Origin of the sequence: Laedolimicola intestinihominis, assembly GCF_040096155.1 — a bacterium.
Classification (GTDB): Bacteria; Bacillota; Clostridia; order Lachnospirales; family Lachnospiraceae; genus Laedolimicola; species Laedolimicola intestinihominis.
In genome coordinates this window covers 157,304-176,504 of record NZ_JBBMFE010000004.1, presented here as the reverse complement: position 1 = coordinate 176,504, position 19,201 = coordinate 157,304, and the positions used below count along the sequence as shown (strand labels likewise).

At 51.1% G+C, this 19,201-nt stretch carries 22 protein-coding genes; all 22 read left to right on the top strand.

Annotated features, from left to right (window positions below):
• Positions 1-29: 29 nt before the first annotated feature.
• The 22 genes from WMO29_RS06595 to WMO29_RS06490 all read left to right on the top strand — a co-directional run bounded on the left by WMO29_RS06595 (position 30) and on the right by WMO29_RS06490 (position 19,183).
• Entirely contained in the window at positions 30-1,199 is a 1,170-nt protein-coding gene (locus WMO29_RS06595; protein WP_349164256.1) for a D-alanyl-D-alanine carboxypeptidase family protein, read from the top strand.
• A gap of 66 nt (positions 1,200-1,265) precedes the next feature.
• Positions 1,266-2,735 carry an FGGY-family carbohydrate kinase gene (locus tag WMO29_RS06590; RefSeq protein WP_349164255.1) on the top strand — a complete coding sequence of 490 codons (1,470 nt, stop codon included), beginning with the start codon at positions 1,266-1,268 and terminating at the stop codon, positions 2,733-2,735.
• Positions 2,736-2,895: 160 nt separating this feature from the next.
• Positions 2,896-3,621, top strand: a complete 726-nt coding sequence (locus WMO29_RS06585) for a metallophosphoesterase (protein ID WP_349164254.1) — start codon at positions 2,896-2,898, stop codon at positions 3,619-3,621.
• A gap of 1 nt (position 3,622) precedes the next feature.
• Entirely contained in the window at positions 3,623-4,411 is a 789-nt protein-coding gene (locus WMO29_RS06580) for a segregation and condensation protein A (RefSeq protein ID WP_349164253.1), read from the top strand.
• 3 nt (positions 4,412-4,414) lie between these two features.
• Entirely contained in the window at positions 4,415-5,014 is a 600-nt protein-coding gene (gene scpB, locus WMO29_RS06575) for an SMC-Scp complex subunit ScpB (RefSeq protein WP_349164252.1), read from the top strand.
• A gap of 340 nt (positions 5,015-5,354) precedes the next feature.
• On the top strand, positions 5,355-5,579 hold the full coding sequence (locus WMO29_RS06570; RefSeq protein WP_178038680.1) for a FeoA family protein: 225 nt from the start codon (positions 5,355-5,357) through the stop codon (positions 5,577-5,579).
• Between the two features lie 67 nt (positions 5,580-5,646).
• Positions 5,647-5,868, top strand: a complete 222-nt coding sequence (locus WMO29_RS06565) for a FeoA domain-containing protein (protein ID WP_178038648.1) — start codon at positions 5,647-5,649, stop codon at positions 5,866-5,868.
• Between the two features lie 74 nt (positions 5,869-5,942).
• Positions 5,943-8,108: a ferrous iron transport protein B gene (gene feoB / locus WMO29_RS06560; protein ID WP_349164251.1), complete on the top strand. Its 2,166-nt coding sequence runs from the start codon at positions 5,943-5,945 to the stop codon at positions 8,106-8,108.
• 126 nt (positions 8,109-8,234) lie between these two features.
• Positions 8,235-8,627, top strand: a complete 393-nt coding sequence (locus WMO29_RS06555; protein WP_178038650.1) for a hypothetical protein — start codon at positions 8,235-8,237, stop codon at positions 8,625-8,627.
• A gap of 277 nt (positions 8,628-8,904) precedes the next feature.
• Positions 8,905-9,777, top strand: coding sequence for an SDR family NAD(P)-dependent oxidoreductase (locus WMO29_RS06550; RefSeq protein WP_349164250.1), 873 nt, complete (start codon positions 8,905-8,907; stop codon positions 9,775-9,777).
• 19 nt (positions 9,778-9,796) lie between these two features.
• Positions 9,797-10,975, top strand: a complete 1,179-nt coding sequence (locus WMO29_RS06545; protein WP_349164249.1) for a PHP domain-containing protein — start codon at positions 9,797-9,799, stop codon at positions 10,973-10,975.
• A gap of 30 nt (positions 10,976-11,005) precedes the next feature.
• Positions 11,006-12,268, top strand: a complete 1,263-nt coding sequence (locus WMO29_RS06540; RefSeq protein WP_349164248.1) for a zinc-binding dehydrogenase — start codon at positions 11,006-11,008, stop codon at positions 12,266-12,268.
• Between the two features lie 464 nt (positions 12,269-12,732).
• Positions 12,733-13,011, top strand: coding sequence for a DUF2325 domain-containing protein (locus WMO29_RS06535; protein ID WP_178038654.1), 279 nt, complete (start codon positions 12,733-12,735; stop codon positions 13,009-13,011).
• On the top strand, positions 13,011-13,580 hold the full coding sequence (locus WMO29_RS06530) for a DUF3793 family protein (protein ID WP_349164247.1): 570 nt from the start codon (positions 13,011-13,013) through the stop codon (positions 13,578-13,580). The genes WMO29_RS06535 and WMO29_RS06530 overlap by 1 nt, the downstream gene beginning before the upstream one ends.
• Before the next feature lie 79 nt (positions 13,581-13,659).
• Complete coding sequence (locus tag WMO29_RS06525; RefSeq protein WP_349164246.1) at positions 13,660-14,070, top strand: flavodoxin; 411 nt, start codon at positions 13,660-13,662, stop codon at positions 14,068-14,070.
• A 185-nt stretch (positions 14,071-14,255) separates the two neighbouring features.
• Entirely contained in the window at positions 14,256-14,531 is a 276-nt protein-coding gene (locus WMO29_RS06520) for a Fur family transcriptional regulator (RefSeq protein ID WP_349164245.1), read from the top strand.
• A 2-nt stretch (positions 14,532-14,533) separates the two neighbouring features.
• Complete coding sequence (locus WMO29_RS06515) at positions 14,534-14,704, top strand: FeoB-associated Cys-rich membrane protein (protein ID WP_158365282.1); 171 nt, start codon at positions 14,534-14,536, stop codon at positions 14,702-14,704.
• Between the two features lie 136 nt (positions 14,705-14,840).
• Positions 14,841-15,407 carry a hypothetical protein gene (locus WMO29_RS06510; RefSeq protein WP_178038657.1) on the top strand — a complete coding sequence of 189 codons (567 nt, stop codon included), beginning with the start codon at positions 14,841-14,843 and terminating at the stop codon, positions 15,405-15,407.
• Between the two features lie 145 nt (positions 15,408-15,552).
• A complete protein-coding gene (locus WMO29_RS06505) occupies positions 15,553-16,764 on the top strand; it encodes a D-alanyl-D-alanine carboxypeptidase family protein (RefSeq protein ID WP_349164244.1) in 1,212 nt (403 codons plus the stop codon).
• A 121-nt stretch (positions 16,765-16,885) separates the two neighbouring features.
• A complete protein-coding gene (locus WMO29_RS06500) occupies positions 16,886-17,305 on the top strand; it encodes a hypothetical protein (protein ID WP_349164243.1) in 420 nt (139 codons plus the stop codon).
• 17 nt (positions 17,306-17,322) lie between these two features.
• The gene (locus tag WMO29_RS06495; RefSeq protein WP_349164242.1) at positions 17,323-17,634 is read left to right on the top strand and encodes a hypothetical protein; all 312 of its coding nucleotides are present in this window, start codon (positions 17,323-17,325) and stop codon (positions 17,632-17,634) included.
• 172 nt (positions 17,635-17,806) lie between these two features.
• A complete protein-coding gene (locus tag WMO29_RS06490) occupies positions 17,807-19,183 on the top strand; it encodes an MATE family efflux transporter (RefSeq protein ID WP_349164241.1) in 1,377 nt (458 codons plus the stop codon).
• Positions 19,184-19,201: the final 18 nt, after the last annotated feature.

Below are 19,201 nucleotides of genomic sequence, written 5' to 3'. Positions count from 1 at the left end.
ACAATCGGATAACGCACGGATGTGATACTATGAAAAAATTCCTGTCCCTTCTGGTAGCTCTTATTCTGGCGCTGCAATTTCCGGTGATATCGGCCTGGGCGGAGGAAGCTCCGGCGGATACGCTGGGGATCTCGGCGCCTTCTGCGATCCTGATGGAAGCGTCCACCGGAACCGTGGTGCTGGAGAAGAACGCCCATGAGAAGCTGCCTCCTGCCAGTGTGACGAAGATCATGACGCTGCTGCTGATTTTTGACGCCATTTCCCAGGGGAAAATCCATCTGGACGATACAGTGACCACTTCGGAGTACGCCTCGTCCATGGGCGGTTCCCAGGTGTTTCTGGAGGCCGGGGAAACCCAGAGCGTGGATACGATGATCAAGTGCATCTCCGTGGCCTCGGCCAATGACGCGTCCGTGGCCATGGCCGAGTATGTGGCCGGGACGGAAAGCCTCTTTGTGGAAATGATGAATGAGCGCGCCAAGAGTCTGGGCATGAATGACACCCATTTCGTCAATTGCTGCGGTCTGGATACAGAGGGGCATGTGACCAGCGCCTACGACATCGCGTTGATGTCCCGGGAGTTGATTACGAAGTATCCGCAGATCCATAATTATTCGACCATCTGGATGGAAAATATCACCCACACCACGAAGCGAGGAACAGAAGAGTTCGGATTGACGAACACCAATAAGCTGATTCGCCAATACCCCTACGCCACAGGCCTGAAAACAGGCTCTACCAGTTTGGCGAAGTTCTGCGTATCAGCCACGGCGGAAAAGGACGGCATCGAACTGATAGCCGTGATTATGGCAGCGCCCGACCCCAAAGGCCGGTTTGCGGACGCCACAGCCCTTCTGAATTATGGCTATGCCAAGTGTACCTTGTACCGGGATACGGACGAACTGCCGCCGGTGACAGTACCCGTGCGGGGCGGTGTGGAAGAGGAGATACTGGGAGAATACGGAACCCCCTTTTCCTATCTGAGTACTACGGGTCAGGACTTGACCGGAATCGAAAAAAAGTGGTATGCTAAAAGAGAAATCGAGGCTCCGGTAGAGAAAGGACAGCAGATCGGAAAGCTGGTTTATTATCTGGACGGCACGGAGCTTGGAAATGTGGAAATTACAGCGGCGGAAGCGATTGAGCGGGCGGATTACCTGCATTATGTGAAACAGAGTTTCGGCTGCTGGCTTTTGTAAGGAACGGCCCGGAATATGAATTTCCGGGGCATGAATTGATAAAGATGAAGAAGGGAAGAGGTACAAATGAATTTTCTGATTTTAGACGTGGGAACCTCCAGCATGCGGGGCATCCTGTTCCGTGGCAATGGAGAAATGCTTCATACAGTGCAGAAGACCTATCAGGTCATTACCCTGGATCATGGCTGGGTGGAGCAGAATCCGCTGGATTTTAAGGACCATATGACGGCGATTGTAAAGGAGTCCGCTGCCTGGGCGGGGGAGCATGGAGAGTCCATCGACGCGGTGGCGATTACCTCCCAGCGTTCTTCGGTGATTCCGGTAGATGAGAACGGCAATCACCTGGGCAACGCGCAGATGTGGCAGGATAAGCGTACTGTGCCCATGTGCAGGGCCATGGAGGAGCACCACAGGGAGATCTTCAAGCTCTGCGGTTCCCGGGTCAATCCGGTGTTCTCCGGCGCGAAGATGAAGTGGATGCGGCAGAATCAGCCGGATTTATATGAGAAGGCTTACAAGCTGACCGTGATTCCGGATTATCTGGTGTATCATATGACAGGAGAGTTCGCTACAGACTGGACCTACGGCAGCCGTTCCCTTCTGATGAACCTGAAGACCTGCCAGTGGGACGACCGGCTTCTGGAGCTTTTTGAGGTGGATAAGGAAAAGCTCTGCGAGCTCCACGCGCCGGGCAGCATTCTGGGACGGACCACAAAGGCATTTGCGGAGGAGACAGGACTTGCCGAGGGAACGCCGGTTATCAGCGCAGGCGGCGATCAGCAGTGCGGTATGCTGGGCCAGGGCGTGGTAAAGGACGGCCAGGTATCCCTGACGTTGGGTACGGGCGGCTTCCTTCTGACCACCTGTAAGGAAGTGCCGGAGAACCTGGACTGGGACGTGGTATGCAATGCTTCTTCGGCAGCAGGTAACTATATCCTGGAGGCCAATATGCTGACCTGCACCTCCGCCATGGAGTGGTGCAAGCGAAATTTTTTCCGGGAGGAGACGGACTTTTACGGCAAGCTTGACGATATCCTGAACGGCATTCCGGCGGGCTCCCATGGCTGCATGGCGCTGCCTTATTTCCAGGGACGGTCCACGCCGGACTGGAACAGCGAGGCCACTGCGGAGTTCGCAGGACTGACTCTCGGCACTACGAGAGAGGACATGCTGAAGGCGCTGCTGGAGGGCATCTGCATGGAGATTGGCAATAACATTGCTTCCTTTGAGAAATATGTGCCCCTTCACAGGATTCTCATCAACGGCGGTCTCTCCAAGTGCGAGGCCTTCAACCAGATGCAGGCCGATATTTACGGCAAGCCGGTCATCCGCATGGACAACGCCGAGAGTACTGCCATCGGCGCCCTGATGGTAGCCACCGTCACCATGGGCGAGTACGCCGACGTGGCCGAGGCTTTCGACAAGATCCGCGAGGGTACAGGCTCCAAGGAGTATACGGTAAATGCGGAGAAGCACGCGGTATATGAGGAGCTGCGGGCGAAGATGAATGAGAGATATCAGCGGGAGAACGGGTAAAATACATTACGGTCTCGGATGCGGGGCATGAAAAATTTTCTTGCAGATTGCATTTCCCGGGGAAATATGGTAATCTAACAGCATGTCTGATTTTAAAATTTTTGAATACGAAATAAATACAGCAAAGCTTCCGGCCGGTTCTACTGGGCCGGTCTTTGTTATGCTTGCGGACCTTCATAATTTCAGCTATGGGGAAGGCAATGAGCGGCTGGCTGAGGCGATTTTCGCCCAGGAACCGGACACGGTGCTGGTGGCGGGCGATCTGCCGGTGGGCAGGCCAGGCGCGGATTTCACGCCGGCGCTGGAGCTGATAAGGCGGCTCCGGGAGGGCGGACTTCCGATCTTCTATGGCAACGGCAACCATGAGTACCGCATGCGCCTGCACCCGGAGATCTACGGAAGCATGTATACAGAATACACGGCGGCCCTTAGAGAGTACGGCGTGAAGCCTCTGGAAAATGAAAAGGTCTCCTTTTCCGCTAAGGGTCTTGACATGGATATCTACGGCTACGAGCTGCCCGAGTTCTATTATAAGAAATTTTGCAGAGCCATTTTCCGTCAGGAGGATCTGGAGAAGGCCATCGGACGCCCCGATCCGACGAAGTTCAATATCCTGCTGGCCCACAACCCCATCTATTTTGACAGCTACGCCTGGTGGGGCGCGGATCTGACCGTATCCGGTCATCTGCACGGCGGTATCATAAGGATTCCGGGCATCGGCGGAATCATCACGCCCCAGGCGAAATTATTTCCCAGGTATGACGCGGGGAAGTTTAAAAAGAATGGAAAGAACCTGGTGGTAAGCCGGGGCCTGGGCACGCATACAGTGAATATACGGATCTTTAATCCGGCAGAGCTGTCGGTGATTCGTCTGAAGGGAGAATAACATGGGCATCCCCGTGAAACTGCCTGCATTTGAGGGTCCCTTGGACCTTCTTCTGCATCTGATAGAAAGCAACAAAATTGATATTTACGATATCCCCATTGTGACCATTACGGATCAGTATATGGAATACATCCGCGCCATGGAGAAAAAAGATCTGAACGTCATGAGCGAATTCCTGGTGATGGCGGCGACCCTGCTGGAGATTAAAGCGAAGATGCTGCTGCCCGCCGAGGTGGACGAAGAGGGCGAGGAGATCGACCCGAGAGCCGACCTGGTGGAGCGCCTGCTGGAGTACAAATTGTACAAATGTATGGCCGAGCAGTTGAAGGGACGTCAGGGAGAGGCAGAGAGGAGTCTCTACCGGGAGGCGGATATTCCCAAAGAAGTGTCTGCCTACACGGCTCCCGTGGAACTGGACGAGCTCCTCGGCGATCTGACACTGGTTCGGTTAAACGAAGTGTTTCAGGCAATTTTGCGCCGCACTGAGGACAAGATCGACCCCATTCGAAGCAAATTCGGTGAGATCGAGAAGGAAGAGGTCAGCCTGGAGGACAAGATGGTCTATGTGGAGGAGGAGCTTCTTCGGCACCCCCGCACCAGCTTCCGGGGTATTCTGAAGGCTTCCGGCAAGCATGGGAAAATGCAGGTTATCGTGACCTTTCTGGCCATTCTGGAGCTGATGAAGGTAGGGAAATTGAACGTAAAGCAGGATGACACCTTCGGAGAAATCTATATCGAAGCGGGAGACGCGCTTGGAGCGCCGTCAGAGCCTGCGAAGCAAGAGGAGTAAAACGTGGAAGAAAAGAGAACGGAAAGTGAAATCCGGGCGGCAGTGGAGGCCATACTGTTTGCCGCAGGGGATTCAGTGGAAAATGAACGGCTGGCGGAGGCGCTGGATCTGGATAAGCAGGAGATGATCGATATTCTGAAGCGGATGGCCCTGCGTTACGAAGAGGCGGATCGGGGCATCCGTCTGGTGGAGCTTGACGGATCCTGGCAGCTCTGCACGAAAACCGAACATTATGAGGAGCTGATCCGGGTGGTGAAGCAGCCGAAAAAGACAGTTCTCACGGACGTACTTCTGGAGACACTGTCTATCGTGGCCTACAAGCAGCCGGTGACCCGCCTGGAGGTGGAGAAGATCCGCGGCGTCAAGAGCGATCACGCTGTGAACAAGCTGGTGGAATACGGCCTCATTGAGGAGGTGGGCCGTATGGACGCGCCGGGACGTCCCATTCTCTTTGGCACGACGGAGGAATTTCTGCGCCGGTTCGGGGTCAATTCCGTGGGAGATCTGCCCCGGGCGACGCCGGAGCAGATGGAGGATTTCAAAGAAGCGGCGGAAGAGGAAGCAGGCATAGAACCGGAGAAACCGACAGAACAGTCAGTATAAAATAGTTTCAAAACAGAACAGGAAGAAACTGGAAAATAGTGCATGGATTTCAAAATTTCCATTCATCAGATGGAAAGGATTGGAATTTATGCACTATTTTTTTCCCTGAAAACAGGAAAAATTGACCAAAATAGACATTGTAAGACGGAAACTCTAAAAAGAGTTAGCATAAGCTAATAAAATTTCCTTATTGATATTGACAATCAAAATTGATTGAGTTAGAATAAAACTCGATGTTAGTAAATATTAACTAACTTAAGTAAGCATAGACAAACTGCAAAGGATGCGACGAAGCAGTCTGTTCCATGCGGACGAAAGAAGAGAGGAGCGATCGATCATGATGCCATTAGCGATGTCCAAGGCGGGCGACGAACTCATGGTTGCCAGAGTCGGCGGGAATGAAGAGGCCAAGAAACATCTGGAGGATTTGGGTTTTGTAGCCGGCGCGCATATCACCATCATTTCCCAGCTGGGAGACGGCAATATCATCGTGAACGTGAAGGAATCCCGGCTTGCTATTACAAGCCAGATGGCTTCCAAAGTGATGGTTGTACCGCAGACCTGAGAATCTGTGTAAACATAGTATGACATTTGTAAAGAAATCCAACAAATGTGAAGGAGGAGTGGAAGAAATGAAAACCTTAAGAGATGTTCCGGTAGGAGCGGTGTCCAAAGTAGTGAAGATCCATGGAGAGGGTGCGCTGAAGAGACGTATCATGGACATGGGAATCACAAAGGGTACAGAGCTCTATGTGCGCAAGGTGGCGCCGCTTGGGGATCCCATCGAGGTAACTGTCCGTGGCTACGAGCTTTCACTGCGTAAGGCAGATGCGGATATCCTGGAGATGGAGTAAGTTTTAAAGACAAAGCGTTATTTTCAAATTAAATGATGGCCCAGAGGATGAAAGGGTCAGGAAAAGGGGAAGACATGTCAATTAAAATTGCGCTTGCAGGAAATCCGAACTGCGGCAAAACAACATTGTTTAACAATCTGACAGGCAGCAACCAGTACGTTGGTAACTGGCCTGGCGTAACGGTAGAGAAGAAGGAAGGACGTCTGGTAGGAAATAAGGACGTCATCATCCAGGATCTTCCGGGTATCTATTCCTTGAGCCCGTATACACTTGAGGAAGTCGTAACCAGAAACTATCTGGTACAGGAAAAACCGGACGTCATCCTGAACATCATCGACGGCACGAACATCGAGCGTAACCTGTACCTGACCACACAGCTGGTTGAGGTAGGTCTGCCGATGGTTATCGCCATCAACATGATGGATCTGGTGAGAAAGAACGGCGACAAGATCGATATTGCTATGCTTGAGAAGAAGCTGGGCTGCAAGGTCATCGAGATCAGCGCGCTGAAGGGCGACGCTACCAAGAAGGCGGCAGAGCTGTGTATCGAGGAAGCGAAGAAGGGTAAGCAGACGGAGCTTCCCCATGTCTTTACCGGCAGCGTAGAGCACGCTATCGCGCATATCGAGGAGTCCATTCAGGGGCTGGTAGACGCAGTAGAGCTTCGCTGGTACGCCATTAAGGTGTTCGAGCGCGATTCCAAGGCTCTGGAGCACATTCAGCTTTCCGCTGACCTGAAGTCTCATCTGGAAGAGCACATCAAAGAGTGCGAGAAGGAGATGGACGACGACGCTGAGAGTATCATCACAAACCAGAGATACCTGTACATTCAGGACCTGGTAAAGGAGTGCGTTTCCAAGAAGCGTAAAGCCGGTGAGCTTTCTACTTCTGATAAGATTGACAAGATCGTAACCAACCGTATTCTGGCTCTGCCGATTTTCGCAGTTGTTATGTTCCTTGTTTACTATATCGCAGTATCCACCATCGGTACCGTGGTAACAGACTGGACCAATGACGTGCTGTTCGGCGAGTGGCTGCAGGGCGGCGCTGAGACTCTGCTGGTGGGCGCAGGCGCTTCCGACTGGGTTATCTCTCTGGTGGTAGACGGTATCCTGGGCGGCCTGGGAGCTCCCATCGGATTCGTTCCGCAGATGGCTATCGTATTCCTGTTCCTGTCCATCCTTGAGGACTGCGGTTACATGGCGCGTGTGGCGTTCATCATGGACCGTGTATTCCGTCGCTTCGGTCTGTCAGGAAAGAGCTTCATTCCGTTCCTGATTTCCTCCGGCTGCGGTGTTCCGGGTATCATGGGTACCAGAACCATTGAGAGCGAGAGCGACCGTCGTATGACAATGATGACCACAACCATGATTCCCTGTGGCGCGAAGCTGCCGGTTATCGCCCTGATTGCAGGCTTCCTGATGGGCGGCGCATGGTGGATGGCTCCGGTGATGTACTTTGCCGGTATCATCATGGTTATCGTTTGCTGTATCATTCTGAAGAAGACAAAGATGTTTGCCGGCGATCCGGTTCCCTTCGTTATGGAGCTTCCGGCATACCATGTACCTTCTCTGAAGGGCGTACTGCTTCACGTATGGGAGCGTGTATGGGCATTCATTAAGAAGGCCGGTACTATCCTGTTCCTCTGCTGTGCAGTGATGTGGTTCCTTGGTTCCTTCGGCTTCGTAGACGGAAGCTTCGGACTGGTAGATTCCGCAGATTCTCTGCTGGCTGTGATCGGCGGCGTACTTGCTCCGCTGTTTGCTCCGCTGGGCTTCGGTACCTGGCAGGCAGTTGCCTCCTCTCTGTCCGGTTTCGTAGCAAAAGAGGGTATCGTTTCCACCATGGGTCTTCTGTCCTCTCTGGCTGTTGAGGTGGAGGAGTACGAGGTATCCATGCACGACGCGTTCGCTGCATTCTTCCCCAGCGGAATCGCGGCGGTATCCTTCCTGCTGTTCAATATGTTCGATTCACCCTGTCTGGCAGCTATCTCCTCCATGGCGAAGGAGCTGGGCAACCGGAAATTCTTCTGGTTCGCTATCCTGTTCCAGAACCTGATGGCTTACTGCGTAGCACTGGTTGTATATCAGCTGGTTGGTCTGGCTATCGGCGAGGTGGCGTTCAACGTATTTACCGTTGTCGCACTGGCAGTACTTGCAGTTCTGCTGTACCTGCTGTTCCGTCCGGATCCGAACAAGAAGAAAGCAGTTGAAGGAAAGAGCGTTAAGGCAGGCGCATAAAAAGTTTATTTCTAAGTATAACATAAGCCATAAGGGAGCGCTCGTTGTCTGAGACAGCGGGCGTAACCTTTACGAAAAAATATACCCCCATACGGTATTTTGGAAAAATAGGAAAGAGTGGTTTTTATGAATACAAATGTCCCTGTAAACAGCACCGATAAAATCGTATTGATTTTGCTGGCGGTCCTGGCCGTGGCAGCGGTCCGCATCGTCATCAGCTTCTTTAAGCCGGATAAGCCGAAGGCAGGTGTGAAGCCTCACCGGCGCTCTGCCAAAACAGCAGGTCTCACCGAGGTCATCGTCGGTATTGACGGCATGATGTGCGGCATGTGCGAAGCTCACATTAAGGACGCCATCCGCGAGAAATTTCCGCAGGCCAAAGGGCTGTCGGCTTCCCATGTGAAAGCCCAGGCTATTTTCTATCTGCCGGAACAGATGCCTGCAGATGCCATTACAGAAGCCCTTCATGCGGGAATTGAACCGTTGGGATATACGATTACAGACGTAACCGTGGGATAATCACACACTTGAGAGACAAAAGCTACGATATTATTATAATAAGAAGAAACAGACGTTTCCACAGAAGCCGGATAAAAGGTGGTGGAAGCGTCTGTTTTTAGGTAACAGGAGAATTCGTATGAAATTTCTTTGATGCAAAAATAAAATGTGTTGATTTTATGTTGGATTTATTTATATTTATATTGACTTATGTTGAAATAATGCTATAATAAAACCATAAATTGCGGATAAACAATCAGGAATATAAGAAACACACACATCAAAGGAGGAATTTATCATGAATCTGGCAGAAGCAAAGGAATATGCCAAGAAAAACATTCACAACCGTCCGGCGACCACAGGCCGTCTGGCTGGTAAAATCGCAGTGGTAACCGGAGGAGCCCAGGGCTTTGGTCTTGGAATTGCCACAGAGATGTATAATGAGGGAGCAAGTGTCGTACTTGCAGACCTGAACGTGGATCAGGCGAAGGAAGCGGCCAAGACATTCGGAGACCGCGCCGTGGGTCTGAAGGTGGATGTATCCGACCCGGCTTCCATGGAGCAGATGGTCTGCGATGCGGTAGAGCATTTTGGCGGCATCGACATTTTTGTATCCAATGCAGGCGTTCTGAAAGCAGGCAGCCTGGATGATATGGATCCGGCGGCATTCGCGTTTGTAACCAAAGTAAATTATATCGGATATTTCAACGCTGCCAAGTACGCGTCCGCCATCATGAAGGCGCAGCATGAGGCAGATCCGGAGCAGTGGTTCGATATTATCCAGATTAATTCTAAGTCCGGTCTGGTAGGCTCCAAGAACAACAGCGCTTACGCAGGCGGTAAGTTCGGCGGCATTGGTCTGACCCAGAGCTTTGCGCTGGAGCTGGTTTCCGCAAATATTAAAGTAAATTCCATCTGCCCGGGCAACTTCTACGACGGCCCCCTGTGGTCCGATCCGGAGAGAGGACTGTTTGTACAGTACCTGAACGCAGGCAAGGTTCCGGGAGCGAAGACCGTACAGGATGTAAAGGACTACTATCTTTCCAAGTCCCCGATTCACAGAGGCTGCACGCCGAAGGATGTGGCGAAGGCTCTGTTCTATGCAGTGGAGCAGCAGTTTGAGACAGGCCAGGCGATCCCGGTTACCGGTGGTCAGACTATGCTGAATTAGCTTCAGGCAGGAGGGTTTTATGGATAAATTTGTGGAGCGGCAGGAGGTTTTGAAGCTTCTGAATGCGCCGACACCGGAAGAGCGGCTGGCGAATCTGGCCATTCTGATCGGAGGCGAGAAGGAAAAGCCGGAGGTAAAGCCTCAGTTCGCTAACAATCACATACATACTATTTACTCATTTTCCCCGTACTCCCCGACAGCGGCTGTGTACTGTGCCCGGGACGAGGGCCTTCAGACAGCCGGAATCATGGATCATGACAGTATCGCCGGAGCCGTGGAGTTCCGGAAAGCGGGCAAGATCGCCGGGATTGGCACTACCTGTGGCATGGAGTGCCGCGTAGACTTGTCTGCCACGAAGATGGCAGGCCGGAAGCTGAATAACCCGGATCAGGCAGGCATCTGCTACATGGCCATTCACAGTATCCCGGCGACGGGCTTCAAGCGTCTGGACGAGGTCTTCGCTCCCTTACGGGAAAAGCGAAATGTGCGGAACCGCAAGATGGTGGCGAATATCAATGAGCTGATGAAGCCCTACGGTATCGAAGTGGATTTCGATCAGGACGTCGTTCCCATTTCCCAGTATCAGAACGGCGGTTCCATCACCGAGCGCCATGTGCTCTGCGCCTTAAGTCAGAAGATTCTGGACAAAGCACCCCGGGGAGGCTGTGCGGACTTTGTGGAGCAGGAGCTGGGCGTCGCATTAAATGACACTGCAAAAGCACGGCTGTCGGATCCGGAGAACCCGCATCTGATTTACGACCTGCTGGGCGTGATGAAAGCAGAACTGGTGTCCAAGATCTATGTACCGGCTACCGATGAATGCATGCCTTTTGCAGATCTGGTAAAGCTGGCCGACGAGGTGGGCGCGATTCTCTGCTATCCCTACCTGGGCGATGTGACGAATTCTGTGACAGGCGACAAGAAGGCGGCTAAATTCGAGGATGATTTCCTGGATGAGTTGTTTGAAATGCTGAAGGAAGAGGGCGTACACGGCGTCACTTACATGCCGGCCCGCAATACGAAGGAGCAGATGACCAGACTGCAGAAGCTCTGCCGCAATTATGGCATGATGGAGATTTCCGGCGAGGACGTGAATTCCTCCCGCCAGAGTATGATTTGCAAGCAGTTGGAGGATCCGCAGTTCAAGCACCTGGTAGACGCCACCTGGAAGTTAATCGAGCGTGAGAAAGTAGATTAACCTTATAGATATCATAAAAGGAGAAGAACTATGAAAGCAAAAGCACTGAGACTTTACGGAAAAGAGGATTTACGTCTGGACGAATATGAGCTTCCGGAGATCAAGGACGACGAGATCCTGGCAAGAGTCGTATCCGACAGCATCTGCATGTCCTCCTACAAGGCAGCCATGCAGGGCGAGGATCATAAGCGTGTTCCGGAAAATATCAAAGAGCATCCGGTTATCATCGGCCATGAGTTCTGCGGTGACCTGGTAAAGGTAGGAGCAAAATGGGCACATGAGTTCAAGGAGGGTGAGAAATTCTCCATCCAGCCGGCTCTGAACTACAAGGGCAGCCTGGCAGCTCCGGGATACTCCTATGAGTACATCGGCGGCGACGCTACCTATATTATTATTCCGAATGAAGTTATGGAAATGGGATGTCTGCTTCATTTTGACAGTGACAATTTCTTCGGCGGCTCCCTGACCGAGCCCCTGTCCTGCGTAGCAGGAACCTTCCATGCCATGTACCATGCCACCAGAGGAAAATACGAGCATGACATGGGTATCGTAGAGGGCGGCAAAATGGCAATTCTGGCAGGTGTAGGTCCCATGGGACTGGCTGCTATCGACTACATTACACATTGTGACAGATGTCCGTCTCTCTTAGTAGTTACCGACATCGACGACGCGAGACTGACCCGTGCGGCTCAGGTGCTTCCGCCGGAAGAGGCTGCCAAGAAGGGTATCAAGCTGGTATATGCCAACACAGGTAAGGTAGAGGACGCCCATAAGTTTATGATGGACTTCACAGACGGCGAAGGCTTCAACGATGTGCTGGTATTCGCTCCGGTAGCTCCGGTAGTAGAGCTGGCTGACAGCATTCTGGCACAGGACGGCTGCCTGAACTTCTTCGCAGGTCCCTCCAATCCGGCATTCTCCGCGCCGTTCAACTTCTACAATGTCCATTACGCAGGAACCCATGTAGTAGGAACCTCCGGCGGCAATACAGACGATATGAAGGAGTGTCTGTCTATGATTGGCCAGGGCAAGCTGGATCCGGCGATTCTGGTAACCCACATTGGCGGCCTGAACGTGGCAAGAGAGACCACTCTGAACCTGCCGAAGGTACCGGGCGGAAAGAAACTGATTTACACCCATATTTCCCTGCCCCTGACTGCTATCGCAGACTTTGAAGAGAAGGGCAAGGAAGATCCGATGTTCGCGGAGCTGGCGAAGATCGTGGCGAAGACCAACGGTCTGTGGAACGCGGAAGCAGAGAAATATCTGCTGGAGCACGCACCGGCCATCTAAAAACAGAGGAACAGAGACAGAGCGCATTTCCTGCGGGGATGCGCTCTTTTTACTCTATCGAAAACACTATGTTACGTCGAAGTGCGAAAGCTATGATTCCTATAGAGCAAGAAGCCCCTCCGGGGGAGCGCACTCGGCGCAGTGGCACATTCTTTCCTATGCTGAAAGCGGGCGTTGTTGGTATGATTTTTCAATAAAAACATGTAAATGATACCTTATTGAGAATTAGTATCAACGAATCCTCTTGCGCTATCCCTATAAGTATGATAGGATAAATACATGAGTTAGGAAGAACTAACCAAAAAAACCATTTAAAACGGACAGACAGAAGCCATTTTGAGTACATAACAAAACCAACATATGGGAATCCTGAAAAATGGATTCTTTTTAAAAGGCGAGCAGTTAGCGAGAACTAACCAGTGCGCGTCAGGACATTTTTACAGCAGGAAAGAGAGGGCATGCGTATGAGTATAGTGATAATCGGGGGACACGACCGGATGGTGCGCCAGTACCATGACATCTGCAAGGCGCATAAATGTAAGGCAAAGGTATTCACCCAGATGACAGGCGACCTGAAAAAGCAGGTGGGCAGACCGGATCTGTTCGTACTGTTTACGAACACCGTATCCCACAAGATGGTCAAATGTGCCCTGGAGGAAGCCAAGAAGAACAACATCGAAGTCGTTCGCTGCCATACCAGCAGCCAGGCGGCGCTGGAAGAGATTCTCGGGAGCTACTGCTAATGGCAGGGGCGGAATGTGAGCTGGAAAGGCTTCTGGCCAATCATTGCGCGCCGGTGTTCTGTCATCGTAAGACAGCCAATCTGGTAGCGGCGAGACGGGAACTGATGGATGCGCTGCCGGAGGTGCTTGCGGACAGCAAAATTTCCTGGGTACAGCTTTGCGGCTGCAGAAAATACTGCCATATCCTCTTTTACGACAGAGAGCGTCTGGAACGGTATCTGCAAAGAGAAGGACATCAGAGCTTTCTGAAGGAACACGGCTATGCCGGCCGGACAATGGAGGAGCAGCTGAGTCTGCTGGCGGAACGCTACGAAAGCTATCAGAAGCATGGAAATCCATTTCCCCATGAGATCGGTCTGTTCCTGGAATATCCGCTGGCCGATATCGAAGGCTTCATCGAGCATCAGGGCAAGGACGCTCTGGAAAGCGGATACTGGAAGGTCTATGGCGACGTGGAACAGGCCCGGGCGGCCTTCCGTCTCTACGACGAGCTGAAAATGGCGCTGACCACCATGCTGGCGGCAGGCTTTAGCTTTCGCGAATGCTGCGCGGCACAGACAGTAGCATAAAAAAGGAATAAAGGGCTGTAAAACAGCTTTTTATAAATGTTTATAAATAAATAAGAAAAGAAAAATCAGGAGGAGCATCATGAAAGTAGTATATTGGAGCAGCACAGGAAACACAGAGAGAATGGCAGAAATGCTGGCTGAAGAAATCAAGAATGCCGGGGGAAGCGCGGAAGTAAGCGAAGTATCCACCGTATCTCCGACAGACCTGGAAGGCGAAACCGTCTTTGCTCTGGGCGCGTCTGCCATGGGCGATGAGGAGTTGGACGAGGGCGAGATGGAGCCGTTTGTAGAGGAAGTGGAGAAATTCGCGGCAGGCAAAAAAGTGGCGCTGTTCGGTTCCTATGACTGGGGCGACGGTGAGTGGATGCGCAAATGGGAAGAGCGCATGAAAGAAGCCGGAGCAGAAGTAGTCGGTACCGTAATCGCCAACAACGAGCCGGGCGACGACGACCAGGCGAACCTTGCAGAGCTTGCGAAAAAGCTGGTATAAAATCCTAAAAACGGAGGGTCCGAAAGGACCCTTCTACTATATTAAGGAGTTAGTTAAAACAAACAATTAGTATTGACAAACTGTTCTGAGTGTGCTTTAATAGGAACTAGAAAAAAGAAATTGAGAGTTATTCTCAATAAACCTTATTCAAAAATTTCTTGAAACCACATAGGATAGGAGATAAAATGTCAGGAGAGGAATGGAAGAATATGAGTCAGGAGATGATTCTTGGACGCCTGCGGGAGCGCGGATTTCGTATCACCAAACAGAGGAAGCTGATTATCAGCACCATCCTGGAGAATGACTGTTCCTGCTGCAAAGAAATCTATTATCAGGTAAGAGAAAAAGATCAGACCGTCGGCATTGCCACGGTATATCGTATGATCAAGACCCTGGAAGAAGCCGGAGTCATTGATCGGAGAAATATGTATCGAATCGGAAGCTTGAAAGAAGGTGCATGAGGATGTTAGCAGACATTATCGTAGTAGCAATCGTGGCCATCATCGCAGTATTCTGTATCAGAACTCTGATCCACAACAAGAAGACCTGCGGAACTACCTGCAGCATGGGCTGCGCAGGCTGTAGCTGCAGCGGAAGCTGCGGAGGCGGCGCTCCGGCGAAGCGCAAGAAATAACACAATTACCAAAGTCAGAAAGCGCGGTGAAAAAATTTTTTCGCAGCGCTTTCATCTGTCTTATAACAAAATCTTGTAGAAAAGAATCGAAAAAAGTGATATACTCAAATCAAATGACAAAAAGGGGGAGTTATCCATGTATGGTTACGAAAATGCAGCATCCGGCCTCAAAAAAATGTTCACAGCTCAGGTGGGTTCTATTATCTGCGTGGTACTTATGATGATTCCGTTCATCGGAGTAATCGGACTGATCGGAGTATTTGTATTTACAATTATGTCCCTGATCGGACTGAACAGCGCAGGAAAAGACATTGAAGGCTGCAAAACAGCCTTTACACTTACCATTGTACAGATGGTCGTGAGTGTAATCGGTAATCTGGCTGGCACGGGAGTCTTTGCTACGGTTTTTTCTGTTGTAAATGATATTCTGGCGCTTCTGGTTGTCCGGGCGGTCTGCCTGTCGGTGGCAGAGGTGATGGATCAGCTGAACCAGCGGGTTGTGGCAGATAAGGGACGGTCTGTATGGAAAATTAACCTGGGATGCTATGTGGCGGATATCGTTCTGACGATTCTTGCCGTGATTCCTGTTTTGGGAACAGTGCTGGCGGTCGCAGGCAGTGTCGTTACCGTGATCCTGAGTCTGGTGGCAGGTATCATGTACATCATGTTCCTGTCAAAAAGCTATCAGGCTCTGGAGAATTAAGTTCTTGACAAAATCCCTTCCGGCAAGTGATATGTACCCTCTTTACTGGACAACCAGTAAGGAGGGTATTTTTATCCATCCGAATAAAACGCCCTCTCCGAGAATAAATATAAAATGAAAATATACCCTGGGATGTCCCCTGATTATGAAAAAATTTCTGGCCGCTTTGCTTTCTATACTCCTGTTCCTGCATCTCATTGTCATTGTGCTGCCTGTAGAGGCCGGGGCCGCGTCAGGCGACGACTCCCTTGCCCTATACGCCCAGTCGGCCGTCCTGATGGATGCCGATACCGGGCGTATTTTGTATGCAAAAAACGCGGAGGAACAGCGTCCCATGGCCAGCACCACCAAGATCATGACCCTGATTTTGGCGTTGGAGAATGCGAATCCGGACGATATTGTTATGATCTCGGATTATGCCGCATCTATGCCGGACGTGCAGCTTCATCTGCGGGCGGGGGAGCATTATCGCTTGGGAGATCTTCTCTATTCCATGATGCTGGAGTCGCATAATGACAGCGCGGTGGCGATTGCGGAGCATGTGGGTGGAACCGTTCCGGGCTTCGCGGCCCTCATGAATGCCAAGACCCGGGATATTGGGTGTTACGCCACGTACTTTATTACGCCCAATGGGCTGGATGCGGAGGATGACACAGGCGTTCATTCGACCACGGCTGCGGATCTGGCCCGGATTTTGCGTTATTGCATTATGCAGTCTCCGAAAAAGGAAGAGTTCTTAAAAATTACCCGGACAAACGCGTATAGCTTCAGCGATGTGGAGGGCGTAAGAACCTTTACCGTGGGCAATAAGAATGCGTTTCTGCATATGATGGAAGGCGCTCTGACCGGCAAGACCGGCTTTACGGGGAATGCGGGGTACTGCTATGTGGGGGCTCTGCGGCAGGAGAAACGGACCTTTATCGTGGCTCTTCTGGCCTGCGGCTGGCCCAACAACCGCAGCTACAAATGGAGCGATACCCGGAAGCTCATGAACTACGGGCTGGAGCACTTTACCTACCGGAATGTGTGGCAGGAACCGAAGCTTCCGGAGCTTCCGGTGAAGAACGGGATTCCGGACAGAGAAAATCTGGAGGAAGAGGCCCGGATCCGGCTTCGTCTTTCGTCGGAGGAACCTGATCTGAAGCTTCTACTCTCGGAAGGCGAGCAGGTGCAGGTGGAAACCCATATTTCCCAGGAGGTAACCGCTCCGGTGGAGCCGGGGACGCTTCTGGGCAGTGTCCGCTATCTGCTGGACGGCCAGGTGGTGAAGGTCTATATGGTGGAGGCTGCGGAAGACGTGGAGGCGGTGACCCTGGGCTGGTGCCTGGAAAAACTGTGGCGAAAATATATTCTGTAATGGAATCCGTAAGCATGAAAAAGAAGCATTGCACAGAACCCCCTACCGGGCTTGCCTGGGAAAAACAGGGAGCTATAATATAGGAAAAAGGAAACAACAAATCTAAAGGAGGGTATTGATTATGGCATGTTTTCTGGTAACAGCCGCAGAGGCAGTAGTAGTAACAGTTGCTGCGCATGTGTCAAAAGCATCGGAGCAGAAGAACGTTGGACACGTAGAGGTAGCAGGTGCAGTTCCACTGAACACAGAAGAAAATCTGACTGAGATTCCCTGGAGCAGAAAACTGAAATGGCTTTCCTATCTGTTATGGGGTGGTGCATTGCTTTTGTGTTTTGAGCATATCTGGCATGGAGAGGTTGTTCCGTTCTTCCCCTTCCTGACAGCGATGGCAGACCCGGGTGATACGGCAGAAATGCTGCATGAGATGTCTACAGTAGGTGTCACCATGGCAGTGCTTGTGACAGCAGCATGGGGTATGATGGTCTGTGCGGTGGATGTGATGGTGAAGCGGGTATCCCATATGAGGGGAATGGCAGCATAAAAAGGAGGAACATAGAAATGACATTGCTGATTACAGTATTTGCTACTATCATCTGTACAGTAAAATGGTACAACCGTAAGGATGACAGCATGAAGCTTGGTATCCTCTGCTTTATGTATTGGGGCGCAGCTCTGATGTGGCTGGGAGATGCCATTTTTGAATACATGGAGCTGGGAGCCGAATATTTTGCACCGGCACCTGCAGACATGCTGAATGACAGTTTCCTGGGATTTTCAGTGATAGCTCTGGGGTTGATTGTATGGCTGATTGTTTTGCTGGTGAAAGATCCAAAAGGTTCTGTCAGAGCGGCACTTGCAAAAAAAATGTAAGTTTCGGAAAATGGATTCCGTTAAGTAATGGATTTGCAGGAAAATCTGGCATTATTTAGAACCCCCTACCGGGCTTGTAGGAAAAGAACAGGGATGATTATAATAAACAGTGGCTGTGATATGGCGTAGGCCGTTTCGCAGCCACTGTTTTTTTCGCAGGATGAGGTGAAAAATGGCAAAAGTTCGTGATTTGACAAAAGGAAATATCGGGAAAGAATTGATTCTGTTTGCAATTCCCATGCTTTTAAGCAGCCTGGTACAGCAGCTTTATAATACCGTGGATTTAATTTATGCCGGTAACTTTCTGGGAAAATCCGCAACCGCATCCATTGGAGCCAGCAGTCTTCTGATTACCTGCCTGGTGGGCTTCTTTGGAGGAATGTCGGTGGGATCCGGCGTCGTGGTGTCCCAGATTTATGGTGCCAGAGATGAAGAAAAACTGAAAAAAGCCGTTCACAATGCGGTAGCTCTCTGTCTGGCGGGAGGCTTGCTGTTTATGCTGTTGGGGGTTGTATTTGCTCCGTTATATCTTCGCTTGATAAATACGCCATGGGAGCTGCAGGCAGGTGCAGTCAGCTATCTTCAGATCTATATGCTGTCGTTTCCGGTGCTTTTTCTATATAATATCGGCTCCGGAGTACTGCGCGCCTTGGGGGATTCCCGTTCGCCGCTGGCGGCCCAATTTGCGGGCGGCCTTGTAAATGTGGGAATGGATTATCTGTTTATCCGTGTATTTCATGATGGCGTCTGCGGAGTAGCCTGGGCTACGCTTTTTTCACAAAGTGTGGCGGCTGCGATTACACTTTATAATCTGAGCCGGCTTCCAGCTCCTTATCGGCTGCATGGAAGGGAGATCCGATTTGAAGCGTCTATTTTAAAAGAAGTGATTCGGATCGGCGTCCCGGCCGGATGCCAATCCCTGGTGATTACCCTGTCCAACGTGATTGCCCAGTATTTTATTAATTCTTTTGGAGAAGATTCCATTGCAGCATTTACTGCGTATTTTAAGGTGGAATTGATTATCTATCTGCCAATCGTAGCCTTTGGACAGTCGATTATGGCATTTTCCGGACAATGTAAGGGAGCGGAGGATTACAGCCGGATTCGGAAGGGAACCGGAATTTGTCTGGCGCTCAGTATGCTTGTGGCTGGGCTTACCAGTGCGGCAGCCCTGCGGGGCGGAGCGGTTCTGTTTCGGATTTTCAATAAGGAAGCAGCAGTCATTGAGGCAGGTTTAAGCATTATCCGGGTATCCTTCCCCTTTTATCCTATCTACTGCATCCTGCAGGTGGTGGGAGACAGCCTGCGAGGCTGCGGAAAGGTGAAGCAGCCCATGCTCATTGTTATGCTGAATATCTGTATTATCCGGACCCTGCTTTTATGGGTGTTGGTGCCCTGCACGGGCAGCCTGCAGGGAGTGACCGTGACTTATCCGATTACCTGGGCACTGACGGCAGTCTGTATGATGGGGTATTATGTGATATATCACAGAAATGCAGAACGATCGGTACGGTTTGGTTTAAAAGAAACAGAAACTTTTATAGAATAGATGAAGAAATGGAGGAAA

What these genes read in the sequence shown, in the direction of transcription:
- WMO29_RS06540 (WP_349164248.1), top strand. Translation starts at nt 11,006, where the DNA reads ATGAAAGCAAAAGCACTGAGACTTTACGGAAAAGAGGATTTACGTCTG.
- feoB (WP_349164251.1), top strand. Translation starts at nt 5,943, where the DNA reads ATGTCAATTAAAATTGCGCTTGCAGGAAATCCGAACTGCGGCAAAACA.
- WMO29_RS06545 (WP_349164249.1), top strand. Translation starts at nt 9,797, where the DNA reads ATGGATAAATTTGTGGAGCGGCAGGAGGTTTTGAAGCTTCTGAATGCG.
- WMO29_RS06515 (WP_158365282.1), top strand. Translation starts at nt 14,534, where the DNA reads ATGTTAGCAGACATTATCGTAGTAGCAATCGTGGCCATCATCGCAGTA.
- WMO29_RS06510 (WP_178038657.1), top strand. Translation starts at nt 14,841, where the DNA reads ATGTATGGTTACGAAAATGCAGCATCCGGCCTCAAAAAAATGTTCACA.
- WMO29_RS06550 (WP_349164250.1), top strand. Translation starts at nt 8,905, where the DNA reads ATGAATCTGGCAGAAGCAAAGGAATATGCCAAGAAAAACATTCACAAC.
- WMO29_RS06490 (WP_349164241.1), top strand. Translation starts at nt 17,807, where the DNA reads ATGGCAAAAGTTCGTGATTTGACAAAAGGAAATATCGGGAAAGAATTG.
- WMO29_RS06530 (WP_349164247.1), top strand. Translation starts at nt 13,011, where the DNA reads ATGGCAGGGGCGGAATGTGAGCTGGAAAGGCTTCTGGCCAATCATTGC.
- WMO29_RS06495 (WP_349164242.1), top strand. Translation starts at nt 17,323, where the DNA reads ATGACATTGCTGATTACAGTATTTGCTACTATCATCTGTACAGTAAAA.
- WMO29_RS06590 (WP_349164255.1), top strand. Translation starts at nt 1,266, where the DNA reads ATGAATTTTCTGATTTTAGACGTGGGAACCTCCAGCATGCGGGGCATC.
- WMO29_RS06535 (WP_178038654.1), top strand. Translation starts at nt 12,733, where the DNA reads ATGAGTATAGTGATAATCGGGGGACACGACCGGATGGTGCGCCAGTAC.
- WMO29_RS06555 (WP_178038650.1), top strand. Translation starts at nt 8,235, where the DNA reads ATGAATACAAATGTCCCTGTAAACAGCACCGATAAAATCGTATTGATT.
- WMO29_RS06500 (WP_349164243.1), top strand. Translation starts at nt 16,886, where the DNA reads ATGGCATGTTTTCTGGTAACAGCCGCAGAGGCAGTAGTAGTAACAGTT.
- WMO29_RS06570 (WP_178038680.1), top strand. Translation starts at nt 5,355, where the DNA reads ATGCCATTAGCGATGTCCAAGGCGGGCGACGAACTCATGGTTGCCAGA.
- WMO29_RS06565 (WP_178038648.1), top strand. Translation starts at nt 5,647, where the DNA reads ATGAAAACCTTAAGAGATGTTCCGGTAGGAGCGGTGTCCAAAGTAGTG.
- WMO29_RS06595 (WP_349164256.1), top strand. Translation starts at nt 30, where the DNA reads ATGAAAAAATTCCTGTCCCTTCTGGTAGCTCTTATTCTGGCGCTGCAA.
- WMO29_RS06585 (WP_349164254.1), top strand. Translation starts at nt 2,896, where the DNA reads ATGCTTGCGGACCTTCATAATTTCAGCTATGGGGAAGGCAATGAGCGG.
- WMO29_RS06505 (WP_349164244.1), top strand. Translation starts at nt 15,553, where the DNA reads ATGAAAAAATTTCTGGCCGCTTTGCTTTCTATACTCCTGTTCCTGCAT.
- WMO29_RS06525 (WP_349164246.1), top strand. Translation starts at nt 13,660, where the DNA reads ATGAAAGTAGTATATTGGAGCAGCACAGGAAACACAGAGAGAATGGCA.
- WMO29_RS06520 (WP_349164245.1), top strand. Translation starts at nt 14,256, where the DNA reads ATGTCAGGAGAGGAATGGAAGAATATGAGTCAGGAGATGATTCTTGGA.
- WMO29_RS06580 (WP_349164253.1), top strand. Translation starts at nt 3,623, where the DNA reads ATGGGCATCCCCGTGAAACTGCCTGCATTTGAGGGTCCCTTGGACCTT.